The sequence below is a fragment of the Kitasatospora sp. NPDC004745 genome, assembly GCF_042873275.1.
In the GTDB taxonomy this organism is placed as follows: Bacteria; Actinomycetota; Actinomycetes; order Streptomycetales; family Streptomycetaceae; genus Kitasatospora.
Window position 1 is genome coordinate 155,796 of sequence record NZ_JBIALK010000004.1, and the last position, 23,660, is coordinate 179,455.

Annotated in this window: 13 protein-coding genes; 8 read left to right on the forward strand and 5 right to left on the reverse strand. The window is 74.5% G+C overall.

The window, feature by feature from the left end:
• Window positions 1-5 precede the first annotated feature (5 nt).
• From ACFYUY_RS09740 to ACFYUY_RS09755, 4 genes are all read right to left on the reverse strand, one after another.
• Window positions 6-1,685: a phytoene desaturase family protein gene (locus tag ACFYUY_RS09740; protein ID WP_387899718.1), complete on the reverse strand. Its 1,680-nt coding sequence runs from the start codon at window positions 1,683-1,685 to the stop codon at window positions 6-8.
• Window positions 1,672-10,914 carry an amino acid adenylation domain-containing protein gene (locus ACFYUY_RS09745; protein ID WP_387899719.1) on the reverse strand — a complete coding sequence of 3,081 codons (9,243 nt, stop codon included), beginning with the start codon at window positions 10,912-10,914 and terminating at the stop codon, window positions 1,672-1,674. The genes ACFYUY_RS09740 and ACFYUY_RS09745 overlap by 14 nt, the downstream gene beginning before the upstream one ends.
• A 67-nt stretch (window positions 10,915-10,981) precedes the next feature.
• Window positions 10,982-11,839 (reverse strand): sterol desaturase family protein, encoded by an 858-nt coding sequence (locus tag ACFYUY_RS09750; protein WP_387899721.1) that lies wholly within the window; start codon window positions 11,837-11,839, stop codon window positions 10,982-10,984.
• Between the two features lie 201 nt (window positions 11,840-12,040).
• Entirely contained in the window at window positions 12,041-13,534 is a 1,494-nt protein-coding gene (locus ACFYUY_RS09755; protein ID WP_387899722.1) for a helix-turn-helix domain-containing protein, read from the reverse strand.
• Window positions 13,535-13,837: 303 nt separating this feature from the next.
• Between ACFYUY_RS09755 and ACFYUY_RS09760 the strand changes: the two genes are divergently transcribed.
• From ACFYUY_RS09760 to ACFYUY_RS09785, 6 genes are all read left to right on the forward strand, one after another.
• Complete coding sequence (locus tag ACFYUY_RS09760) at window positions 13,838-17,044, forward strand: M28 family peptidase (protein ID WP_387899724.1); 3,207 nt, start codon at window positions 13,838-13,840, stop codon at window positions 17,042-17,044.
• A gap of 193 nt (window positions 17,045-17,237) precedes the next feature.
• Window positions 17,238-18,485 carry a cytochrome P450 gene (locus ACFYUY_RS09765; protein WP_387899725.1) on the forward strand — a complete coding sequence of 416 codons (1,248 nt, stop codon included), beginning with the start codon at window positions 17,238-17,240 and terminating at the stop codon, window positions 18,483-18,485.
• 117 nt (window positions 18,486-18,602) lie between these two features.
• Complete coding sequence (locus ACFYUY_RS09770; RefSeq protein ID WP_387899727.1) at window positions 18,603-18,905, forward strand: muconolactone Delta-isomerase family protein; 303 nt, start codon at window positions 18,603-18,605, stop codon at window positions 18,903-18,905.
• Complete coding sequence (locus ACFYUY_RS09775) at window positions 18,902-19,261, forward strand: SgcJ/EcaC family oxidoreductase (RefSeq protein ID WP_360208483.1); 360 nt, start codon at window positions 18,902-18,904, stop codon at window positions 19,259-19,261. Before ACFYUY_RS09770 ends, ACFYUY_RS09775 begins: the two co-directional genes overlap by 4 nt.
• 99 nt (window positions 19,262-19,360) lie before the next feature.
• Window positions 19,361-19,867: a carboxymuconolactone decarboxylase family protein gene (locus ACFYUY_RS09780; protein WP_387899729.1), complete on the forward strand. Its 507-nt coding sequence runs from the start codon at window positions 19,361-19,363 to the stop codon at window positions 19,865-19,867.
• Between the two features lie 167 nt (window positions 19,868-20,034).
• Window positions 20,035-20,544, forward strand: a complete 510-nt coding sequence (locus ACFYUY_RS09785; RefSeq protein WP_387899731.1) for a hypothetical protein — start codon at window positions 20,035-20,037, stop codon at window positions 20,542-20,544.
• A gap of 91 nt (window positions 20,545-20,635) precedes the next feature.
• Here ACFYUY_RS09785 and ACFYUY_RS09790 read toward each other — a convergent pair whose 3' ends face one another.
• Window positions 20,636-21,934, reverse strand: a complete 1,299-nt coding sequence (locus tag ACFYUY_RS09790; RefSeq protein WP_387899733.1) for an FAD-dependent monooxygenase — start codon at window positions 21,932-21,934, stop codon at window positions 20,636-20,638.
• A gap of 393 nt (window positions 21,935-22,327) precedes the next feature.
• On the opposite strand from ACFYUY_RS09790, the gene ACFYUY_RS09795 reads away from it, so the two are divergent.
• Both ACFYUY_RS09795 and ACFYUY_RS09800 read left to right on the forward strand, forming a co-directional pair.
• Entirely contained in the window at window positions 22,328-22,699 is a 372-nt protein-coding gene (locus ACFYUY_RS09795; RefSeq protein WP_360208474.1) for a peptidase inhibitor family I36 protein, read from the forward strand.
• A 7-nt stretch (window positions 22,700-22,706) separates the two neighbouring features.
• Complete coding sequence (locus tag ACFYUY_RS09800; protein ID WP_387899735.1) at window positions 22,707-23,603, forward strand: hypothetical protein; 897 nt, start codon at window positions 22,707-22,709, stop codon at window positions 23,601-23,603.
• Window positions 23,604-23,660 lie beyond the last annotated feature (57 nt).

Below are 23,660 nucleotides of genomic sequence, written 5' to 3' on the forward strand. Positions count from 1 at the left end.
CGTGCTCATTCCGGTACTCCCGTGGTGACCCGGTCGAGTTGTGGCAGCCGGCCCAGCTTTCCGGCGTGCCAGGGTTCCTGGTTGTCGCTGGGCCAGGCCCGGAAGGGCCGGCCGAGTTCGCGGCAGAGGTACTGGGCGGCGTACCGGCCGCTGGTCGCGGCGCGGATCAGGCCGCCGAGGCCGGCCCACTGCCCGGCCATGGAGAAGCCGCGCAGTCCGGGCAGCCGCATGCGGTCCCGGTTGACCAGCCGGTTGGCGGCGTCCTCGGCCTCGGAGAAGGCCTGCCAGGCGAGGATGCTGCCGCGGGTGTTGCCGGTGAAGCGTTCGGTGGTGACGGGCGAGGCGACGTCGACGAGTTCGATCCGGCGGCCCAGCCCGGGGTACGTCCGGTCGAGGAACTCCCGGACGAAGGAGGCGACTTCCTGCTTACGGGCCCGGTAGGCGCGGCGGTCGCGGACGCGCAGCTCCTTCCAGCTGCGGTGGTCGCTGAAGTAGGTGCAGTGCAGCACGGACCGGCCGGCGGGCGCGAAGCCCTCCGCGTAGGCGGAGCGCAGCTGGACGACCAGGCTGTGCTGGAGCGAGCCGGGCAGCCGGGCGCCCTGCTCGGGGCCCAGCAGGTAGGTGGTGCTGTGCGGTTCGCCCTCCGGCAGCCCGCCGCGGACGCCGACGAAGGCGGAGACCACCGCCGGGTAGAGGTTGCCGGGCCGGTCGATCAGTTCGCCGTACAGCCGGTCGGTGGTGGGGCTGGACCAGCGGCCGTCCAGCAGCCGGTCGAGGACGGTCGGGCCGTCGCAGGCGGCGACGACGTGGTCGGCGTAGTGCTCGGTGCCGTCCCGGAGCCGGACGCCGACGGCTCGGCCGCCCTCGACGAGGATCCGGTCGACCCGGCAGCGGTAGCCGATCACCCCGCCGAGCGAGGTGTAGCGCTCCTCGACGGAGCGGGCCAGGCCGAGCGAACCGCCCTGTGGGAAGCCTGCGTTGCCGTTGTGCGCGGCGGCCAGGGTGTACAGGTAGGGCAGCAGCGGGAAGCCGGCCGGTTCCTGGAGGAACACGTTGGGCAGGGCCCGGCGCAGCAGTGGGTCCTGGAAGCGGTCGGCGAAGCCGCGCATCGGGGTGGTGGCGGTGCGCCAGAACAGCCGGAAGGCCGGCAGCACGGCGCGCAGGGTCCGCAGCCGTTCGGCCGGCCCGCGCAGCGGCGGTGGGGTGAGCTCCCAGGGCAGGTCGAGCGCGGCGAAGCGGCGCAGGTCCCGGCAGAAGGAGCGGATCGGCCGGGCGTCGCCGGGGGCGAGGTCGAGCAGGTGGGCTTCGAGCCGGTCGGGGTCGGCGAAGAAGGTGACGGCCCGGCCGTGTTCGTCGACGACGCGGTTGAAGACGTCGAAGCGGGTGACGGTCTTGCCGTCGAGGGCTCCGAGTTCCCGCCAGACCTGGTGGGCGCCGGTGCCCTCGGCGGTGCCGATGAGCCAGTCGATGCAGTAGTCGAACAGGTAGCCGCGCCGGGACCACGCGGTGCAGCAGCCGCCGGGCAGCACGTGCTTCTCGAAGATCCGGGTCTCCAGGCCGCTCATCTGGGCGTAGCAGCCGGTGGCGAGGCCGCCGATGCCGGCGCCGACCACGATGACCCGGGGCGGGCCGCCGCCGGCGCGCCGCCGGTCTGACCAGTCCGGTCCGCGGTCAGGGGCGGTCATCGGCGGCGCCTCCGGCCAGGATGGCGCCCGCCAGTTCGGCGTTGCGGGCGGCGTACTCGGCGTCCAGCATCTCGGCGTGGCTGCCGTGCCCGGCGTGCACGGTGGTGCCGGAGGTGGAGGAGCCCTGCCACGAGCCGGGTTCGCCGCCGGTGTGCAGGGCGAGCCGGTCGCGTTCGCAGACCACGTGCAGGTGTGCGTCGACGGTCTCCAGGTTGGGGGTCCGGCTGCAGAACTCCAGGTAGTCCCGGGCCTGTTCGAGGGTCTCCCGGGCGACGATCCGGGAGCCGGTGTGGCGGTGCAGGTGCTCGTGCAGCTCGCGTTCGAAGGCGGCCACGTGGTCCTCGCCGAGGGTGAAGGGTTCGGGGATCCGGTAGGAGTCCACCATCAGGACGGACCGGACGGTCCGGCCGCGGCGTTCGAGCTCGGCGGCAACCTCGAAGGCGAGGTTGCCGCCGAGCGAGTAGCCGAGCAGGACGTACGGGCCGGCCGGGTGCAGGGCCTCGGCCAGGTCGGCGTAGCGGGCGGTCTTGTCGTCGCCGGTGAGGTAGTTGAAGGCGGCGAGGCGGTGGCCGGGCAGGTGGCCGGCGAGCTGGCGGTAGACCAGTCCGTGGCCGCCTGCGGGCGGGAAGCAGAGGACCGTGCGGTCCTCGGGTGCCTGCGGGTTGAACCACAGGTGGGGCTGGCCGCCTTCGAGTTCGCCGGTGATGATCTGTTCCAGGGTGCGGGCCATGCCGTGCAGCGTGGTGACCTTGAAGAGCTGGCCGACCGGGATGCCGACGTTGAACTCGGTCTGCAGGTGGTGGATCAGTTCGATCAGCCGGATGGAGCTGCCGCCGAGTTCGAAGAAGTCGTGCTGGAGGCCGACTTCGTCGAGCCCGAGCAGCGCCTTCCAGTGTTCGGCGGTGCGGATCTCGTAGAGGGTGACCGGCGGTTCGTCCCGGGCGTCGCCGGTGTCGACCACCGGTTCGGGCAGGGCGGCGAGGTCGACCTTGCCGTTGGGGGTGAGCGGCAGGGCGGGCAGTTCGGTGAGGTGGGCGGGGATCATCACGGTGGGGAGGTGTTCGGCGAGGTGGCGGCGGAGTTCCCGGCGGTCCAGCACGGCCCCTTCGGCCGGGACGAGGTAGGCGGACAGCACGCTCTCCCCCGCACCGTCCTGACGGACCGTCACACAGGCCTGGGCGAGCTCGGGGCGGGCGGTGAGGTGGGCCTCGATCTCGCCGATCTCGATCCGGTGGCCGCGCACCTTGACCTGGTTGTCGATCCGCCCGAGCAGGTGCGCGGTGCCGTGCGCGTCCCAGTGGCCGAGGTCGCCGGTGCGGTAGAGCCGGGTGGGCGTGCCGTCGAGGTCCAGGGCGGTGAACCGCCGGGCGGTCTGCCCGGGGTCGTTGGGGTAGCCGGCCGCCACCCCGGCGCCGCCGACCCACAGTTCGCCGGCCACGCCGGGCGGCACCGGTTCGCCGTAGCGGTCGAGGATGTAGAGCTCGCTGTTGGGGAACGGCCGGCCGATCGGCACCATCCGGCCGGGTTCGAGGCCCTCGGCCGTGCCCTCGTAGTAGCTGGTGTCGATGGTGGCCTCGGTCAGGCCGTAGGAGTTGACGAGCCGGGTGTCCGGCCCGCACAGGGCGCGCAGCCGCCGGTGTTCCGCGGCCTTCCAGGAGTCCGAGCCGACGGCCAGCAGGCGCAGGAAGTCCAGCCGCAGGCCCTCGCGCTCGCAGTGGGCCAGCAGGGCGCGGGCGACGGCGGGCACGAACTCGGCGCAGTCGACGGCCTCCTCGCGCATGGTGCGGTGCAGCCGGGCGGTGTCGAAGAGCAGGTCGCGGTCGACCAGGACGAGGGTGCCGCCGGTGCTCAGCGCCCGGGCGAGGTCGCCGGAGAACACGTCGAAGGCCGTCCCGGCCATCTGGAGGTGCACCCGGGCCTCGGTGTCCAGCCGGTACTCGGCGCGCCAGCCCGCGGTGACCGCGGCGAGGTTGCGGTGGTCGACCCGGACGGCCTTCGGGCGGCCGGTGGAGCCGGAGGTGTGGATGACGTAGGCGGCCCGGTCCGGGTCGGCGGCGGGCAGCGGCGGGCCCTCGGCCGCGGGCCGGTCGAGTTCCTCCAGGGTGACCGGCCGGGCGGGCAGGTCGGCGCCGGGCGGGCGCCGCTCGTCGACGACGACCAGGACGGCTCCGGCGTCGGCCACCTGGTGGGCGAGCCGGTCGGCCGGGTGTCCGGGGTCGAGCGGCAGGTAGGCGGCGCCGGCCCGCCAGACCGCCAGCAGCGCGGTGATCAGCTCGGGCGACTTGTCCAGGCAGACGGCGACCACCGAGCCCTCGACGACCCCGAGTTCGCGTAGCCGCAGGGCCGCCCGGTGCGCCCTGCGGTCGAGTTCGCCGTAGCCGAGCCGCCGGGTGCCGGACGGCCCGGGGGCGGCGACGGCGAGCGCCTCGGGGTGCCCGGCGGCGGCCTTGGCGATCAGCTCGGGCACCGGGGTGTCGTGCTCCAGGCGCCGGCCGGCGCCGCTGAACCCGTCGAGGATGCGCCGGCGTTCGGTGTCCTCGAGCATCCGCAGCCGGCCGACGGGGCGGTCGTCGCCGGCCCGGGTCATGGCGTCCAGCAGGGTGCGGTAGTGCGCGGCGAGCCGCTGGACGGTGGCGGCGTCGAAGAGGTCGGAGTTGTACTTGAACACGCAGTGGAAGCTGTGGTCCGCGCGGTCCTCGTAGGCCGACAGGGTCAGGTCGAACTGCCCCTCCTCCTCGGGGAGTTCGATGTACTCCAGGCGGTACCCGAAGCGCTCCACGGCGACTTTGTGGGTGAGCAGGATGAACATCGCCTGGAACACCGCGGAGCGGCTGGGGTCGTGCTGCAGCCCGAGCTGCTCGACCAGCAGCGGGAAGGGGTACTCCTGGTTGTCCAGCCCGCCGAGCACGCTCCGCCGCACCCGGGCGAGCAGCTCGGCCACCCCGGGCTCCCCGGCCAGGCTGACGTGCAGCGGCAGCGGGTTGACGAAGTAGCCGTAGACGGAGCCGAACTCCTCCTGGGTGCGCCCGGTGACGGGGCTGCCGACCACGATGTCGGACTGGCCCGACCAGCGGTGCAGCAGCAGGTAGTAGGCGCTGAGCAGCACCATGAACGGGGTCGCGTGGTGGGCCCGGGCCAGGTCGTGGACGCGGGCGGTGAGCTCGGCGTCGAGCCGGAAGAACTCCGAGGCGCCGTTGTGGGTCTGCACCGCGGGCCGGGGCCGGTCGGTGGGCAGGGCGAGCACCGGCACCGGGGACGGCAGGTGGCCGCGCCAGTAGTCGAGCATCCGCTGCGCCTCGGGACCGGCCAGGAAGCGGTTCTGGTGGTTGAGGAAGTCGAGGTAGCGGGCGGCGACCGGGGGCAGTTCGGGGGTGCGTCCGCGGCGCAGCGCCTCGTAGACCTCGAACAGCTCCTCGATGAAGGTGAAGGTGGAGATCGCGTCGGAGACGATGTGGTGGACGGCCTTCATCAGCACCCAGCGCTCCGGGCCGCGCCGGAACAGCCGCAGCCGCACCAGGGGGTCCTCCGCGAGGTCGTACGGCCGGCGGTACTCGGCGACGATCAGTGCGTGGACCTCCTCCCAGGGCCGGCCCTCGACGTCGAACAGCCCGGTGTCGGCGACGGCCTCGGGGCGGATCCGCTGGACGGGGCGGCCCTGCTCGGCGGTGACGGCGGCCCGGAGCCCGGGGTGCCGGTCGACGAGGGTGCGGAATGCGGCGAAGACCAGCTCCGGGTCGAGCTCGGCGTGCACCTCGACGGCCCCGCCGATGTTGTAGGCGTAGCCGTCCGGGTGGAGCTGGCGCAGGAACCAGAGCGCCTGCTGGTTGTGGGTGAGCGGGTAGCGGGACTCGTCGGTGTGCAGCTCGACCTCGGCGTGCTCCGGGCCGCCCCCGGCGGCGAGCTGCTCGGCCAGCCCCTCGCCGAGCAGCTCGACCAGGTCGCCGACGGTGCCGTTGCTGAGCAGCGCCACCACGGGCAGGGCGACGCCGAGTTCACCGTGCACCCGGGCGCGCAGCTCCATCGCGAGCAGCGAGTCCAGGCCGTGCGCGCCGAGCCTGGTGCCCTGGTCGATCCGTTCGGCGCCGATCCGCAGCACGCCGGCGGCGGCGGCCGTGAACCGCTCGGCCAGCAGCTGCCGGCGGGCGGGCGGGTCGGCGGAGCGGTAGGCGTCCAGGAAGCCGTCCGTTCCGGCCGGGGCCCGCTCGGCGGCGCTCGCCGCGAGCTCGGCGACCAGCGGCGGCGGCGCCGGGTACCAGGCGAGGAAGGTCGGCCAGTCGACGACGGTGGCCACCAGCAGCTGGGCGCGGTCCTGGCCGAGGACCCGCTCCAGCACGGCGGCGCCGGCCTCCGGCGGGAGCGAGCTCATGCCGCGGGCGTCGCGGTAGTGGGCGACGAGGCCGAGCTCCTCGATCATGCCGGTGGCCCACGGGCCCCAGTCGAGGCTGAGCGCGGGCAGGCCGGCGGCCCGGCGGTGGTGGGCGAGGGCGTCCAGGAAGGCGTTGCCGGCGGCGTAGTTGGTCTGCCCGGCGGTGGTGAGCAGCGCGGCGACGGAGGAGAACAGCACGAAGTGGTCGAGCGGTTCGTCGCGCAGCAGCCGGTGCAGCAGGTGGCCGCCGACCACCTTCGGGCGGTAGCCGGCGTCGAAGGCCGGCCGGTCCATCTGCGGGACGAGCACGTCCTTGACCTGACCGGCGAGGTGGAAGACGCCGCGCACGGGCGGCAGCCCGCGCTCTCGGTGGTCGGCCAGCCAGTCGGCGAGGGCGGTCCCGTCGGTGACGTCGACGGCGGCGAGCAGGGGTTCGGCACCGAGCGCCTCCAGCTCGCGCAGGAAGGCGATCCGCCGGCCGGCCGGGCTGTCCGGGTCGGTGTGCCGCCACTGCCGCCGGTCGGGCAGCGCGGTGCGGCCGAGCAGCACCAGCCGGCGGGCGCCGCGGCGCACCAGGGTGCGGCAGAGCAGTCGGCCGAGCGCCCCGAAGGCGCCGGTGACGAGGTAGCAGCCGTCCGCCCGGAGCACCGGGGGCAGCGGGCGGGTGAGGCCCTCGGCCGGGCGCAGCCGGCAGGTGCGGCGGCGGCCGGCCCGCAGGGCGATCTCCTGCTCGTCCCGGGCGCCGAGTTCGTCGAGCAGCGCCTCGACCTGGTCGGCATGGTCCGCGCCGGGGTCGAGGTCGATCAGGGTGCCGCGCTGGGCGGTGAGCTCCTGCTGCCAGAGCACCCGGCCGACGCCCCAGGCGGGGGCGGCGAGCGGTTCGGCCCGTTCGCCGGGGGCGGTGGCCTGGGCGCCCCGGGTGACGACGTGCAGCCGGGCGTCGGGGCGGGCGGCGGGCAGCGCCCGGGCGAGGGCGATCAGCGAGTACGCGCCGAGGGTGGCGAGGCCGTCCAGCTGCCCGGTCTCCGCGGCGTCCAGCGCGGGCTGGTCGAGGTTCCACAGGTGGACGACGGTGCGGTAGCCGGGGTCGAGCCCTTCGAGCAGCCGGGTGAGGTCCTCGGTGGAGTCCGGGCGGACGGTCGACCCGGTGTCGCCGCGGTGGTGGGCGGCGCCGGGCCGGACGAGGTGGCAGCGGGAGCCGCGTTCGGCGGCGAGCGCGGCGAGCCGCTCGGCGAGGCCGCCGGCGTCGGCGAACAGCAGCAGGTCGCCGGGGTGTTCGGGGTCGGCGGCGGCGGGGGCGTCCAGCCAGACGGGTTCGGTGAGCCAGCCGTCGATGGTGGCGAGGCCGACCGATCCCGGGGCCCGGGCGACGTCGGCGGCCCGGAAGCCGGTGATCCGGCCGAGCGGGGTGCCGTCCTCGGCGTAGAGGGCGAGGTCGCCGACGACGTCGCGGCCGTCGTCGCGGGTGACGGTGGCGTGCGCCCAGAGCGGGCGGTCGCCGAACGCGTCGAGGCGGACCTCCTCGATGGCGACGGGCAGCCGTACGCCGCCGTCGTCGGGCGCGGCCGTCCGGGCGGCGAGCAGGGTCTGGAAGCAGGCGTCGAGCAGCACCGGGTGCGCGTGGTGCTCGCCCGCCGCGGGCCCGAGCCCATCGGCCGGGCCGATCCGGGCCAGGGCCTCGCCCGGGCCGACCCAGACCTCCTGGACGGCCCGGAAGGCGGGCCCGTAGTCGTAGCCGCGGGCGGCCAGCAGCCGGTAGCAGTCCGGGCCGTCGAGCCGGCTGGTCCGGGCCCGGACCGCTTCGGCGTCCAGCACCGGGCCGTGGGCGAGGCGCTGGCCCGTGCGGATCCGGCCGCTCGCGTGCACCGCGGGCTCGCCGCCGGCGGGGGTGGAGGTGACGGTGAAGCGGGCGTCCTCCGGGGCGTAGCCGAACTGGACGGGGGTGGGCTCGGCCTCGGAGAGGAACAGGGCCCGGTTCAGCTCGACCTCGGCGAGCACCACCTCGGTGCCGCCGGTCAGGGCGCGGACGGCCTGCGCCGCCATCTCCAGGTACCCCGCGGCGGGGAAGACCACCCGGCCCTCGATCCGGTGGTCGGCCAGGTAGGGCAGGTGCTCCGGGTCGAGCGCGGTGGTCCAGGTGGGCTGGGCGTTCGCGGTGCGGCGGCCGAGCAGCGGGTGGTCGACCTCGCCGAGGCGGACCTTCCGGACGGCGTCCGGCTCGGCCCAGTACCGGTCGCGCCGCCAGGGGTAGGCGGGCAGCGGCACCGGGCGGCCGGCCGGGTGCAGCGCGTCCCAGGCCGGTTCGACGCCCAGGGTGTGCAGTTCGGCGAGGGTGCGGGTGACGCACGCGTCCTCGTCCGCGCGGCGCCGGAGGGAGGCCAGGGTGTGCGCGCCGTCGACGCACTCGCGGATCGCGTGGCCGAGCACCGGGTGCGGGCCGACCTCCAGGAAGAGGCCGATCCCGTCCCCGGCCATCCGCTCGACGGCGGCACGGAAGCGCACCGGGTTGCGGACGTTGTGCCACCAGTACCCGGCGTCCAGCTCCGGGCCGCGGGCGAGGCCGTCGCGGGCGGTGAGGTAGAGCGGCAGCCGGGCCTCGCCGGGCGCGAGCGCGGCCAGCGCGGCGGTCAGCTCCTCCCGGATCGGCTCCATCCGCACGCTGTGGTACGGGACCTCGACGTCCAGGAGGCGGGCGAAGACGTCCTCCGCGCGCAGCTCGTCGGCGAGTTCGCGCAGCGCCTCGGTGTCACCGGCGAGGGTCACGGCGGAGGGGCTGTTGACGGCCGCGAGCGAGACCCGGGTGCGGTGCGGGCGGATCCGTCGCTGCGCCTGCTCCTCCGGCAGGCCGACGGCGAGCATCGTGCCGGTGCCGGCCAGCCGCTGCTGCAGCCGGCTGCGGGCCAGCACCACCCGCACGGCGTCGGCGAGGTCGTAGACGCCGGCCTCGTGGAAGGCGGCGACCTCGCCGGTGCTGTGCCCGACGACGGCGTCGGGGTGCAGCCCGCGACTGCGCCAGAGCGCGGAGAGACCCAGCTGGACGGCGAGGTTGGCGGGCTGGGCGAGCCAGGTCTCGGCCATCCGGGAGTCGGCCTCGTCGCGTTCCAGTTCCGCCAGGAGCGACCAGCCGGCCTGTTCCCGGATCTCCCGGTCGCAGGCCCGGACGGCCTCCCGGTAGGCCGGCTCGCTCGCGTACAGGCCGCGGCCCATGCCCCACCACTGGGGGCCCATGCCGGTGAACACCCAGGCGAGCCGGCGCTGTTCGCGCGCTCTGGCGCGGCCCCGGGCGACCTGCGGGTGGGCCTCGCCGCGTTCGCAGGCGGCCAGTGCCGCGTCCAGGTCCTGCCGGGTGGCGTAGCCGACCGCGAGCCGTTCGGGCAGGTGCTGGCGGCGGTGGGCGAGGGTGTGGCCGAGGTCGGCGAGCGACACCCCGGCGGCGAGCTCCCGCCGTACGCCGGCGGCGAGTTCGGGCAGCGCGGCGGCGTCCCTGGCGCTGAGCGGCAGCACCGTGCGGGCGGGGTGCGGCACGGGCGCGGCGGGCGTGGGCCGGGGCGGCTCCTCCAGCAGGACGTGCGCGTTGGTCCCGCCGAAGCCGAAGGAGTTGACGCCGGCCCGGGCCGGTCCGTCGTGCTCGGGCCAGTCGACGGCGGTGGTCGGGACGTCGAAGGGGAGCGCGGCCAGGTCGATGCCCGGGTTGGGGCGTTCCAGGTTGAGGTGCGGCGGGATCCGCCGGTGTTCGAGGGCGAGGGCGGTCTTGATCAGTCCGGCGACCCCGGCCGCGGCCTCGGCGTGCCCGATGTTGGTCTTCACCGAGCCCACGTAGCAGCGGGCGCCGGGGCGGCGGCCGACGCCGAGCACCCGGCCCAGGGCGGCCGCCTCGATCGGGTCGCCGACCGGGGTCGAGGTGCCGTGCGCCTCGACGTACTGCAGGCTGCCGGGGAGCACGCCCGCCTCCGCGCAGACCCGTTCGATCAGGGCGACCTGGGCGTCGGCGCTGGGGACGGTGATGCCGTTGGTGCGACCGTCCTGGTTGACGCCGCTGCCGAGGACGACGGCGTGCACCGGGTCGCCGTCGCGCAGCGCGTCCGCGAGTCGTTTGAGGACGACCACGCCGACGCCCTCGGCGCGGACGTAGCCGTCGGCGGAGGCGTCGAAGGCGCGCGAGCGGCCGTCCCGGGAGAGGAAGCCGCCCTTCGTCTCGGCGATCGTGTACTGCGGCGCCATGTGCAGCAACACGCCGCCGGCCAGCGCGAGTTCGGTCTCGCCACGGAGCAGGCCCTGGCAGGCGAGGTGGACGGCGACCAGGGAGGAGCTGCAGGCGGTGTCGATCGAGACGCTGGGGCCGCGGAAGTCGAGGCAGTGCGAGATCCGGTTGGACACCATCGTCATCATGGTGCCGGTGGCGGTGTGCGCGGCGAGGGTGCCGAAGTCGAGGTCGGCGAACTGGAGGATCTTGTAGTCCAGGGTGAAGGCGCCCATGTAGACGCCGACGTCGCGGCCGGCCAGGTCGCCGGGGCGCAGGCCGCCGTCCTCCAGGGCCTCCCAGCTGACCTCCAGGAGCTTGCGCTGCTGCGGGTCCATGTGGGCGGCCTCGCGCGGGCTGATCCCGAAGAAGTCCGGGTCGAAGGTGTCGAAGCCGTCGACGTAGCCGCCGCGGCCGCCGGTCAGCCGCCCGGGTTTGGACCTGTCCCGGCTGCCCAGGGTGGCGGTGTCGTAGCGGTCGGCGGGTGTCGCGGTGAGGCAGTCCCGGCCCTCGACGAGGTTGCGCCAGTAGGCCCGGTGGTCGTTGGCGTGTCCGGGCAGGCGGCAGCCGATGCCGGTGATCGCGATCCGGTCGCGGGGCACGGCGAGGGGCGAGGTGGTCATGGTCCAATCCGGGGGTGAGGGCGTGGCGGCGCGGACACGGGCGGAGGAGGTGGCCTCGCGGGCCGGGTCAGACGGTCGGTTCGGTGGGGTTCACCCGGCGCCAGGGGTGCAGCAGGGTGGCGCCCAGCTCGCCGGTGGCCGGGAAGGCGGCCGGGTCGGCGAGACCGACGGCGGTGGGCACCCGGCCGGGGCGCCAGGTGAAACTGCCGAACACGTGGTCCCACAGCGAGAGGTCGGAGGCGAAGTGCCCGGCCTCGCCGAGCTCGGTGCTGTGGTGCAGGCGGTGGAGTTCGGGGCCGGCGAGCAGGTGGCCGAGCGGGCCGAGGCGGACGTCGATGTTGGCGTGGACGAAATACCCCTGGGCGATGATGAATATTCCGACCACGAACACAGATTCCGCGGAGAATCCGATCAGCGCCAGCGAGAGCTGGACCACGGACTGCGCGACGAACACGTCGAGGAAATGGTTCACCCCGTTGTTCGCGACGTTCACCTTGTCCGGCACGTGGTGCACGCCGTGCAGCCGCCAGAGCCAGCGGTTGCGGTGGGACCACCGGTGGACCAGGTAGTCGCCGAGCGAGCCGACCAGCAGTGCCAGCGGGATCTCCGCCGCGAACGGGAGCGCCGGGCGGGCCGGCCCGAGCAGCTCCACCAGCGCGGTGACCAGCCCCTGGGCGAGCCCGCCGCCGACCATGCTCAGCGCGAAGTAGGCCACGTACCAGCCGAGTTCACGCCGGCTCGGGTGCCAGTCGGCCCGGTACGGAATGACGCGTTCCAGCACCGCCAGGTACCCGATGACGCCGACCAGCACGAGCGGGGACACCCGGTCGGGTTCCCAGTGGAAGTGCAGCGTGGCGACGGCCGTGCACAGCACCCCCAGGAGCAGAAGCGGATGAGCGAGCCGGCGTGCGATGGCGGACAGCACGCGCCCCCTTGGTTCTTCGCGGACTAACGACTGGAATCGTCAGAGACTCTAGCGGGAGCCGCCAGCAGGGTCAGTCATTCGACGTGCTAACGCCATGAATGACCCGATCGGCGGAAGATCCGTGCACAGAGTTGACATCGCTCCGGCGTGAAGGGGGCGCATTCCCCGGCAGGCGACGGAGATTCCGGAGCGCGGCGCGGGTCAGGGGCGCCCGGAGGCGAGGGGGGTGAACGCCTCCAGCCGCCAGGCGGCGCCGGGGCGCTGCGCCGCCAGCCGGTCGCGCAGCCCCCGCAGCTCGTGGCCGACCAGGGCCGGGAGGGCCTCGATCGGGGCGGCCTCCAGCGCCGGACCGAGCAGCTCCACGGCCGTCTGCGGGTCGTGCGCGCAGGCGTGGCAGTCCGCCATCCGGACCGTGAACAGCAGGCGGCTGGACGGCAGCTGGTCCGGCCCGAGCAGGCCGAGCGCGGTCTCGGCGGCGGCCAGTGCGCGCCGGGCCAGCCGGGGATCGTCCACCACCGCGGCGAGGTCGCGCAGGGCGGCCGAGGCGGCGGCCTCCACCCGCAGCCGCATCGAGGCGATGGAGAGCCAGGGCGCGTCGTCCTCGTCCCGGTCGCCGATGTGGTCCAGGTGCAGCCGCGCACGGCCGATGGCCCGGACGGTGTCCCGGACCTCGCCCGCGAGGGCGTGCGCGCGGGCCTGGCCGATCTGGCCCATCGCCCCCGACCAGTGCCGGCCGGGGGCGGCCCGGCCGATCTCCCGGGCGTAGCCGAGGGCGCTGGCCGGATCGCCGTCGAGCCGGGCGAGGGTGCTCATGTCGCTGAGCGCGGCGACCTGGGTGGCCTGGTCCCCGGCGAGTTCGGCCCAGCCCAGTGCCCGGTCGAAGCAGGCCATCGCGGTCGCGTTGCGGCCGTCCTGCATCCGCAACGCGCCTGCGGCGTGGGCGTGTTCGGCGGCCAGCCGGGCCAGTGGGCCACGCTGCGCGGGAGGCGCCGCGGCGAGCCGGGCGAGCACCGCGTGCAGGGTGCGCTCGACGGCGGCCGCCAGGCCCGGCAGACCGCCGGCCTCCCCGGAGCGCAGGTGGGCGGCGAGCAGTCCGGTCAGGGCGTGCGCGGTGTCGGCGTCCAGCGACGGCGCGACGGTGGACGGGGCGGCACAGAACTCCGCGTGCAGGGCGGCGAGTTCGACGGGCTCGGGGACGGCACAGCCGTCCGCCCCGTGCAGCGGGCAGAGCAGGCCGTAGTCCGGCAGCCGCCGCGGCGGGCCGATCGGCGCCGGCCAGCGCGCCGGACCGGCGGGTCCGGTGCCGGCGGCGGGCAGCGGGGGGCGCAGCAGTCCGGGGGCGAGCGGCGCGGGCACGGCCAGTTCGGCGGTCTCGGCGCGCAGACAGGCTGCGCGCAGCTCACCGCCCGCGCCGAGGAGTTCGTCGATCCGGTCGGCGATCCGGGGGGTGACCCGGCGGGAGCCGTGCTCGATCTTGCTGACGGCGGTGTGGTCGTAGCCGATGTGGGCGCCGAGCTGGGCCTGGGTGAGGCCGGTCCGGCGCCGCCAGTGGCGCATCCGGGCCCCGAACTCGCGCCAGGCGCCCGGGTCCTGGACGGTGGCCGGGGAGGCGGCCGACGGGCTCGGGAGGGCCGGCGGCGGGGGTGCGGACGGGGGTGCGGACGCCCGCGCCGCGGCCACGCGGTTCCGATGCACGGCTGCCTCCCCAGGTCGCGTCCCCCGGCCCTGCACTCGCCTTCCGACGAGGAGGACGGTACTCGATGGCACCCGTTCCGTACATGACGTGGTCTCAACCACTGGGGGAAAACCGCAGCTTGACGGAATTTGCCAACCCTATTCACCGCTTGCACCAGCCATTGACCCGAGCATGACGCCATGTGAGGGTTCCGGCACCCGAGCGCGGACGGCCCGCACGGCCGTCCCCCCAGAAACGGCCCTGCGGTGCGCCACCAGCCATTGCCGTCCGCGGTCGAGGACCCCCACATGCGAGGAGCCTCGATGCAACGCAGAGTTTCCACAGGACGGTTGCTGACCACGGCGACCACCCTGACCGTGCTGGCCGGAATGATCGCCGCCACGGCCGGGCCGGCCACCGCCGCGCCCACCCCCTCCCCCGCACCCCCGAGCGCCCTGGCCGCCGCCGTGAACGCCGCCGACGCGGCCGCCGCGGCCGGCCTGGACGCCCTCGCCAAGGGCCCGGACGAGACCTACGAGCGCCGCTCCGTCACCCCCTGGCTCGGCGGCCTGTACTCCGTCGCGTACGAGCGCAGCTACCGCGGTCTGCCCGTCGTCGGCGGCGACGCCGTGGTGCTCGCCGACGGCCAGGGCAAGGTCCGCGGCCTCCAGTCGGCGGCCTCCGGCCCGGTCGGCGGCTCGGTCACCCCGCAGGTCAGCGCGGCGAAGGCGGAGAAGACCGCCCGCACCAGGCTGGCCGCCGTGGACAAGGTCGACTCCCGCCGCCTGGTCGTCCGGGTCAAGGACGGCTCCGGCGGTCGGCTCGCCTGGGAGACCGTGCTGACCGGCCGCACCGAGAGCGCCCCGAGCCGGCTGCACGTCTTCGTCGACGCCGCGAGCGGTGAGGTGATCGACTCCTACGACGACGTCCGCGCCGGCACCGTGAACAGCAAGTGGAACGGCCCCTCCCCGGTCACCATCAGCACCACCGGCTCGGGCGGCTCCTACTCGCTGCGCGACCCGAACCGGCCCGGCCTGACCTGCTCCGACTACAGCACCGGCCAGGTCTTCAGCAAGTCCTCCGACTCCTGGGGCACCGGCAACCCCACCAGCAAGGAGACCGGCTGCGGCGACGCGATGTTCGCGGCCCAGAAGGAATGGGACATGCTCCGCGACTGGCTCGGTCGCAACGGACACGACGGCAACGGCGGCAGCTGGCCGGTCAAGGTCGGCCTGAACGACGTCAACGCCTACTGGGACGGCAGCTCCATATCGATCGGCCACAGCCAGGCCAACGAGTGGATCGCCGCCATCGACGTGGTCGGGCACGAGTTCGGCCACGGCATCGACCAGTACACCCCGGGCGGCGCCAACAACGAGAACGGCCTCGGCGAGGGCACCGGCGACATCTTCGGCGCGCTCACCGAGGCGTACGCCAACGAGCCCTCCCCGTACGACAACCCGGACTACACCGTCGGCGAGATGATCAACCTCGTCGGCAACGGGCCGATCCGGAACATGTACAACCCCTCGCTGGTGAGCAACAACCCCAACTGCTACTCCTCCTCCATCCCGAGCACCGAGGTGCACGCGGCGGCCGGCCCGCTCAACCACTGGTTCTACCTGCTCGCCGAGGGCTCCAACCCGGGCGGCGGCAAGCCCACCAGCCCCACCTGCAACAACTCCTCCGTCACCGGCGTCGGCATCAAGGACGCCGGCCGGATCTTCTACGGCGGCATGCTGCTCAAGACCAGCGGCATGACCTACAAGCGCTACCGCACCGCCACCCTGACCGCGGCCAAGAACCTGGACCCGTCCTGCACGACCTTCAACCGGGCCAAGGCCGCCTGGGACGCCGTCAGCGTCCCCGCCCAGAGCGGTGACCCGACCTGCACGCCGTCCGGCAACAACGACTTCTCGCTCGCGCTCGGCCCGGCCTCCGGCTCGGTCCAGCCCGGCTCGTCGGCCACCGCGACGATCAGCACCGCCGTCACCTCCGGCACCGCGCAGACCGTCAACCTGACCGCCTCGGGCGCCCCCGCCGGAGTCACCGCGACGGTCAACCCCTCGTCGGTGCAGGCCGGTTCCTCCGCCACGCTGACCCTCTCGGCCTCCTCCTCGGCGGCCCCGGGCACGTACGTGATCACCGTCACCGGCACCGCCGGCGCGGCCACCCACACCGCCCAGTACACCCTGACGGTCGGCGGCGGCACCCCCGGCGGGCCCGCACCCGACATCGACGTCGCCAAGGTGCAGGCCCACCTGACCCAGCTGAACACCGTCGCCAACCAGAACGGCGGCAACCGCCGGGCCGGCACCGCCGGGCACAGCCAGTCCCTGGCCTACATCAAGGGCAAGCTGCAGGCGGCCGGTTACACCGTCACCGAGCAGACCTGCACCTCCTGCACCTACCAGTCCAACAACCTGATCGCCGACTGGCCCGGAGGCCCGACCGACCAGGTCACCATGTTCGGCGCCCACCTGGACAGCGTCTCGGCCGGCCCCGGCATCAACGACAACGGCTCCGGCTCCGCCACCCTGCTGGAGAACGCCCTCGTCCTCGCCCAGCAGAACCCCGGCCTGACCCGGCACGTCCGGTTCGCCTGGTGGACGGGTGAGGAGCAGGGCCTGCAGGGCTCGCAGTCCTACGTCGGCCAGCTGAGCTCCACCCAGCGCTCCGCGATCAAGGCCTACTACAACTTCGACATGATCGGCTCGCCCAACGCCGGGTACTTCATCAACAACATCGGCTCCGCCGCGTCCGCCCCGATGAAGGCCTACTGGGACTCCCTCAACCTCCAGCCGGAGGAGAACGTCGAGGGCCAGGGCCGCTCGGACGACTACTCCTTCCAGCAGGCCGGCATCCCCACGTCGGGGTACGCCGCCGGCGCCAGCGACACCAAGAGCTCGGCCCAGGCGGCCAAGTGGGGCGGCACCGCGGGCCGTTCCTACGACTCCTGCTACCACCAGTCCTGCGACACCACGGGCAACGTCGACGCGACCGTCCTCAACCGCAGCGCCGACGGCGTCGCCTACACCATCTGGAAGACCTCCGTCAGCGGCACCACGCCGACCAACGACTTCTCCCTCGCGGTGAACCCGTCCGGCGCCACCGTCACCCCCGGCGGCAGCGCCACCGCGACCGTCTCCACCGCCACCACCTCCGGCTCGGCGCAGACGGTCAACCTGACCGCCGCGGGCGCCCCGGCGGGCGTCACGGTCTCCTTCAACCCGTCCTCCGTGCAGTCCGGCGGCTCCGCGACGCTCACCGTCTCCACCGCCTCCTCCACCGCGGCCGGCACCTACACCATCACCGTCACCGGCACCGGATCGGCCACCCACACCAGCACCTTCTCGCTGGTCGTCGGCACCGACCCGGGCAACCCGGGCGGCACCTGGAAGGCCGGCACCACCTACCAGGCGGGCGACGTCGTGACCTACAACGGGATCAGCTACCGCTGCATCCAGGGCCACACCGCCCAGGTCGGCTGGGAGCCGCCGATCGTCCCCGCCCTGTGGCAGCAGCTGTGACCCGCGCGGTCCGCAGCTGACGCCACCACCGACGCTGCGCCGCGGTCCGTCGAGGGGGACGGACCGCGGCGCAGCCGCATGCCCGGGTGGCGGAAGCGCACGCCCGGGCGCCCCCGGCGGGCCGGCCCGGCCGGCCGCGGCCTGGCATAGAGTCGGCACGGACGCCCCGTCAGCACGTCGGAGGAGAACACCCGTGACCACGGCCCCTCGCCCCGTCCCGGAGCTGGCACCCGAGGCCGTCGAGGAGTGGCGCGCCGAGGAGGCCGAACTCGTCGACCTGCTCGCCCGCGCCCGGCACCGCGTCGGCGGCGTCGCCGCCTTCCGACTCGGACCGACACCGACCGTCCTGGTCACCGACCCGGCGGCCGTGCAGCACGTCCTCGGCCGCCACCCGGAGCGCTACGTCAAGCGCTCGCACCGCGCCCGGATGCTGGTCGGCGACGGCGTGCTCTCCGCCACCGGGGACGCCTGGAAGCGCCAACGACGGCTGCTGCAGTCCCAGTTCACCGGCACCGGGATGCGCCGCTACGAGCGGCGGATCGCCGCCGCCGCCCGCCGCACGGCCGACCGCTGGGAGGGGTACCGCCGCAGCGGCGCGACCTTCGACCTCGCCGAGGAGATGCGCGGCTTCGCCCTGGACACCGTCTGGCGGGCCCTCACCGGGCTGCCGCTGGACGACCACACCGACCGCGAACTCCGCGCGGTGGAGCGGGTGGTGGCGGTGATGCCGACCCTGCCGAGCAACGCCGCCGACGCCCGCGACGCCGTCGCCGGGGAGCTCGCCCGGATCGACGCCGTCGCCCAGGCCGCCATCGACACCGCCCGCGCGGCCGTCGACACCGAGGAACCCGGCGTGCTGCGCGTCCTGCTCGACGCCGCCGACCGGCACCCCGAGTACACCGACCGGCTGATCCGCGACGAGCTGGTCACCCTGCTCGTCGCCGGCCACGAGACCACCGCCACCACCCTGACGTGGCTCTACCTCCTGCTCGACCGCAACCCCGCCGCCCACCGGGCCCACCGGGACGACCCGCAGGCCCTGGTCAGCGAGACCCTGCGGCTCTACCCCTCCGCCTGGCTGCTGCCGCGCCACGCGGTCGAGGACGACGTGCTCGCCGGGCACCGCATCGCCGCCGGCACCGACGTCCTGGTCTGCCCCTTCCTCACCCACCGCGACCCGGCCCTGTGGCCCGACCCGGAGCGCTTCGACCCGGCCCGCTTCACCGCGGCCGGCACCCGCCCCGGCCCGCTCGGCGCCTACCTCCCGTTCGGCCTCGGCGCCCGCGCCTGCCTGGGCACCCAGTTCGCCCTCCGCGAGACCACCGCCCTGCTGGAGCTGCTGCTCCCGCTCGGCCTGCCCACGTTCCACTCCATCCCCACCGGCGCCTCCTACAGCATCACCGTCCGCCCCGACGGCCCCACCCCCGCGGTGCTGCGGTAGCGCCCGGCGGCCCGCGCCCCGCCTCCGACGCCCGACACGCACCCCCGACGGCGTGGCACCGCCCCTCGCCACGGGCCGCCCCCCGATACTCCGGGTGACCCGTACGAGAGGACACCGATGGAATTCCTGGTCGACATGGTGACCACCGTCCCCGAGGGCACCTCCGCGGAGGCGGTCGCCGACATCCGCACCCGCGAGGCCGAGCGGGCCCGCGAACTCGCCGCCCAGGGGAACCTGTTGCGGCTCTGGCGGCCTCCGCTGTCCCCGGGCGAGTGGCGCACCTGGGGGCTGTTCTCCGCCCCGGACGCCGAACGGCTGGAGCAGCTCCTCGCCTCGATGCCGCTGCGGGTGTGGCGGCGGGACACCGTCACCCCGCTCACCCCGCACCCCAACGACCCCGGATCCGCAGGTGCCCGATGAACGACGAAGCCGTCCTGCACGAGGTCCTCGACCGCTGGAAGGGCGCCGTCGACGCCCACGATCCCGACCGGGCCGCCGCCTGCTTCACCGAGGACGCGATCTTCCAGGGCCTGCACCCCTACTCCGTCGGACGGGCGGGCGTCGCCGGGTACTACGCCTCCCAGCCGCTCGGCATGACCGCCGCCTACCGCGTCCAGGAGACCCGCCGCCTCGCCGACGACCTCCTCCTCGGCTACCTCGCCGTCGACTTCTCCTTCACCGACCGCCCCACCCTGACCGTCAACCTCGGCGTCCTGCTCCGGCGGACCGCCGACGGCTGGTCCATCGCCCACTACCAGGTCTCGCTGCTCCCCTGACCACCCGCCGTCACAGAACTCCCGACCGGCCCCCGTCACAATCCCCCGCCGTGATCCGTCGGACCTCCGGAAGCACCGACCGCCCCGAGAGGAACCGCCGTGGAAACCCGATCGATCACCACCGAGATCCCGCTCCGCCCCCGCATGACCCAGGACCCGGTCGAGCTCGTCCCCGAGCTCGCCGAGGTCTCGGCCGCGCTGTTCAAGGCCACCGGCAACCGCACCGTACCCCGCACCACCATCAGCCTCGTCCAGCTGCGGGCCGGCCAGCTCGCCGGAAGCACCTACCTGACCGTGCTGCACACCGGCTTCCTCCGCAAGGCCGGCGAGTCCGAGGAACGCATCACCTCGGTCTCCTCCTGGCAGGACTCGCCGTACTTCAGCGCCCCCGAGCGCGCCGCCCTCGCCCTCGTCGAGGCCGTCCTGCAGCCCAACCCCCACGGCGAGCGCGTCACCGACGCGCTCTACGCCGAGGTCGCCGCGCACTACGACGAGCGGGCGCTCACCACGCTGACCGCGGCCATCGGCCAGGTCAACTTCTTCACCGCCATCGCCCTGATCGCCAAGCCCGTCCCCGGCCGCTCCTTCACCGATCCCTGGGCCTGACGCCCGGGCGGGCCGGGGTGGGGCGGGGCCCGGTGGACCGTACCGGTCACCGTCCGCAGCCGTTCGGGGGACAGCTCGGCACCCGCCGTGCGCCGCCCGCCCCACCCGGGCATCCGTGACCCCGCCCGGCCCTGCGAACACCCGGAGGGCGGCAGCGAGGAGACACCATGGACGACGAGCAGGTCGTGCCCGCCCAGGACGCCGCATTCATCTCACTGAGGGAGTACGCCACACCCGAAGCCGCCCCCGCCCTGCACCGACTGCTCGCCGGGATCGACGCCTCCGACCACCCGCTGGCGCTCCCGCTGTCCTTCTCCGGAGTGAAGGTGCTCGGCGACGTCGTCACCGGCGACGCCACCGTCAACCTCTCCCTCGGCGAGGAGCCCACCGGATCGTTCTGGGTGCTGTTCTTCACCCCCCAGGACGACACCGGAATCCCCCTGCCCCCTCCCCACGGCGACCGCACCGGCGGCACCGCCATCCTCTTCCCCGGCGCCACCAGCGTCCTCTCCCCCGCCGCGCCGGCCGCCGACCGCCGCCGCGGCTACTGCGTCGAGGCCCCCCAGGTCATCACCTCACCGACCGGCGTGCTCGTCGCCGGCCGGTGCGACCTCTTCGGCGATCACACCCTGCTGGGCGGGCTCGGCTTCCAGGTCACCCTGGGGCTGCTGCCGTAGTACGGCCCGGGCCCGGGTGCCGGTGGCGCACCCGGGCCCGGACCACAAGGGGCCCGCCGCACCGCGGCCGACGCGCGGCGGGCCCCGGCCCTCAGTAGTCCACCAGGTCGAACACGGTGGCCGCCCGGAACGCCTCCTCCATCTCCGGACCGGGCCGCTCGAACCCCGCGAGGCCCACCGGCCCGCCCTCCTCCGCGGGCTCGGCGTCCCCGCCGAAGACGTCGCCGGTCAGTTCCAGGATCGCCTGGTTGGCCGCCACGTGGTCGCGCAGCCGCCGCTCGTAGGCCGGGAACGCGGACAGGTGGTCGCCGTCCGCCGCGGACAGCTCCCCGGCCAGGACGTAGGCGGCCGTCAGCGCCACGCTGGTGCCCTGACCGGTCAACGGCGAGCAGCAGAAGCCCGCGTCACCGACCAGCGCCACCCGCTCCTTCCACCAGCGCTCCATCCGGACCTGGGCGACGACGTCGTAGTGGAAGGCCTCCGTCTCCCACATCTCCCGGAGGAACCGCGGCACCTCCCAGCCCAGGTGGGCGCAGCGCTCGGCGACCAGCCGGCGCTGGTCGCCGCGGTCGCGGGGCAGCATCCGGTCGAGCGGCTCGTCGCTGCGGAAGCCGACGAAGACCCGCAGCTCGGTGTTCTCCCGGGCCGTCATCACCAGGCAGTTCCACCCGGTGTCGCCGCCGTTCTGGTGGAGCACCTCCCAACGGTCGAGGCCGAGGTGGTTGGGGACGCTCCAGCCCGCGATGAAGGTGTCGAGGGGGTGGAGGAAGTCGCCCTCCGGGCCGAAGACCAGGCGGCGGGTGTTCGAGTGCAGGCCGTCGGCTCCCACCACCAGGTCGAAGGCCTCCTCGGCGCCGCCGCGGAACCGGACCTGCACGCCGTCCCGGTGCTGCACCAGGGTCTCGATCGAGTCGCCGAACCGGTACTCGACGCCCGGGCCGGTGGCGCCCGCGATCAGGCCCGCGAGCTCGTCGCGCAGGATCTCCACGTCGGGCCCGCCGACCGGGCCGCCGCTGGCCGTCCACTCCGTGGTGCGGCCCAGCTCGCGGCCCTCGCCGTCGACCAGGGACATCCCGCGCAGGCCGGTCCGGCGCGCCCGGACCTCCTCCAGCAGGCCCATCCGTTCGACGACCTCCAGCGCGTTGCCGCGGATGTCCACGGCCTGGCCGCCGCCGCGCAACGACGGCGCGCGCTCGACGACGGTGACGCGGAAGCCGTAGCGCTCCAGCCAGTAGGCCAGCGCGGTGCCGGCGATCCCGGCGCCGGAGACCAGGACCGAGGTCGTCCGGGCGCCGCGCGGCGGAGTGGTCCCGTCGGGCAGGGCGGTGACGTCAGGCGGGGTGGTTCCGTCGGGCGGGGTGGTTCCGTCGGGCGGGGTGGTGTTCGACATGCTGGGTCTCCCGTGGGTCGGTGCTGCATCCGTCGACCACCCTCGCCCTGCCCGCTCACAGCACACGAACAAACCGCTGACACCACCGGCAGCCCGCTGACAGCATCCTGACGTTACGTCATGTCGCGCCTGGCGCGGCACCGTCGAGCGCTCGGCCGGACCCCTCGATCGGCGCACCACCGCCCCGGGGACGTCCCTCCTTCGGCCGGGACGGCCGGGGGACGCGCTGCTCAGGCGCGTGGGACGGAATCCCGCCGTCCCGGGACGCAGCCGGTGGATGGCGATCTTTCCGACCCCTGCCACAGGCTGGGCGTCGCCGACGGGGCGTCACACCCGTCGGTGCAAGGCACCTTCACTGAACGGCACCTTCACTCGATCACGGGGAGCCACCACATGTTCAAGAAGACCGTCGCCTCACTAGCCGTCGCCGCGAGCCTCGCCCTCGGCGCGGGCGTCGCCCTCGCCCCCGCGGCCCAGGCGGCCCCGTCGGGCTGCAACTCCGGCGGCCTGTGCGTCTACTGGAACTCCAACTACGGCGGCGCGGTCCAGACCGTCTACCAGGACAACAACGACCTGAGCCAGTACAACAACTTCGCACACAGCTACGGGGGTTCGGCGTACAACAACGGCAACAGCTGCAGCGTCGTCGTCTACGCCCAGAAGAACGCCCAGGGCCAGGGCTGGATCCTCTACCGCGGCCAGGGCTGGACCTTCATCGGGGACAACCTGCCGAGCATCCTCTCCAACCGCTGGTGCACGGTCTGACCCGGTCGTGAACACCAGGATCGCTCTCGCCCTCGCGGCGTCGCTCCTGGGCCTCGGTGCCGCCGGATGCTCCTCGTCCGGCGGCACCACCACGCCCGGGGCCCAACCACGTCCCTTCGACGGCGTCACCCACTACGACGAGCAGCAGCGCCTCGCCCTGCACGGCGCCGAGGAGAGCCTCGTCGCCTCCTGCATGCGCGGGCGCGGCTTCGACTACCGCCCCGCGGGCCTCACCACCGGGGACCACCGGGTCGACGCCAACCCGTACGGCCTCCTCACCGGCGCCCAGGCCGCCGCCGACGGCTTCGGCGTCATCAGCACGGCGCTGGACCTGAAGCCGGCCGCCGACCCCAACCAGGCGCACGCCGGGGAGGAGCCCTGGCAGGCCGCACTGCTGGGGACGGAGGCGCACCGGGTCACCGTCGACCTGCCCGACCGGCAGCAGTTCTTCTACAACGACGACTCCTGCCTCGCCTCGGCCCGCGACTCCCTCTACGGCCCGGACTACTTCCGCCTGTTCAACACCTTCCAGGTGCTCGGCGGCAAGGTCGTCGCCGGCGTCCGGGCCGACGGCCGGTTCACCGCCGCCGAGGCGCGCTGGCGCGACTGCATGAGCGCCGCCCACCGGCCGGCCACCCACCTGGGCGACCCGGTGGCCGCGATCGACCAGCAGGTCGAACAGGACGGCACCGACCCGGCGAAGACCCGCGAACTGATCGGCGGCGAACTCGCCCTCGCCGGGGCGAGTGCCCGCTGCCAGCAGCAGGCCGGCCTCGCGGACGCCGTCGCCCGGGCCCAGGCCGACGTCGAGCGGACCGTCCTCGGCGCGGACCAGTCGCTGCTCGACCAGCTGCGCACCCTGCGCGGGCGGGCCCTCGCCCGGGCGAGCCACCCGACGTCCTGACCCGCGAGCCCCCGCACCGGTCTGCCGCCCCCACGCGGCGGTCCGGTGCGGGGGCGT

What these genes read in the sequence shown, in the direction of transcription:
- ACFYUY_RS09740 (WP_387899718.1), bottom strand. Translation starts at nt 1,685, where the DNA reads ATGACCGCCCCTGACCGCGGACCGGACTGGTCAGACCGGCGGCGCGCC.
- ACFYUY_RS09745 (WP_387899719.1), bottom strand. Translation starts at nt 10,914, where the DNA reads ATGACCACCTCGCCCCTCGCCGTGCCCCGCGACCGGATCGCGATCACC.
- ACFYUY_RS09760 (WP_387899724.1), top strand. Translation starts at nt 13,838, where the DNA reads ATGCAACGCAGAGTTTCCACAGGACGGTTGCTGACCACGGCGACCACC.
- ACFYUY_RS09770 (WP_387899727.1), top strand. Translation starts at nt 18,603, where the DNA reads ATGGAATTCCTGGTCGACATGGTGACCACCGTCCCCGAGGGCACCTCC.
- ACFYUY_RS09775 (WP_360208483.1), top strand. Translation starts at nt 18,902, where the DNA reads ATGAACGACGAAGCCGTCCTGCACGAGGTCCTCGACCGCTGGAAGGGC.
- ACFYUY_RS09785 (WP_387899731.1), top strand. Translation starts at nt 20,035, where the DNA reads ATGGACGACGAGCAGGTCGTGCCCGCCCAGGACGCCGCATTCATCTCA.
- ACFYUY_RS09790 (WP_387899733.1), bottom strand. Translation starts at nt 21,934, where the DNA reads ATGTCGAACACCACCCCGCCCGACGGAACCACCCCGCCCGACGGAACC.
- ACFYUY_RS09795 (WP_360208474.1), top strand. Translation starts at nt 22,328, where the DNA reads ATGTTCAAGAAGACCGTCGCCTCACTAGCCGTCGCCGCGAGCCTCGCC.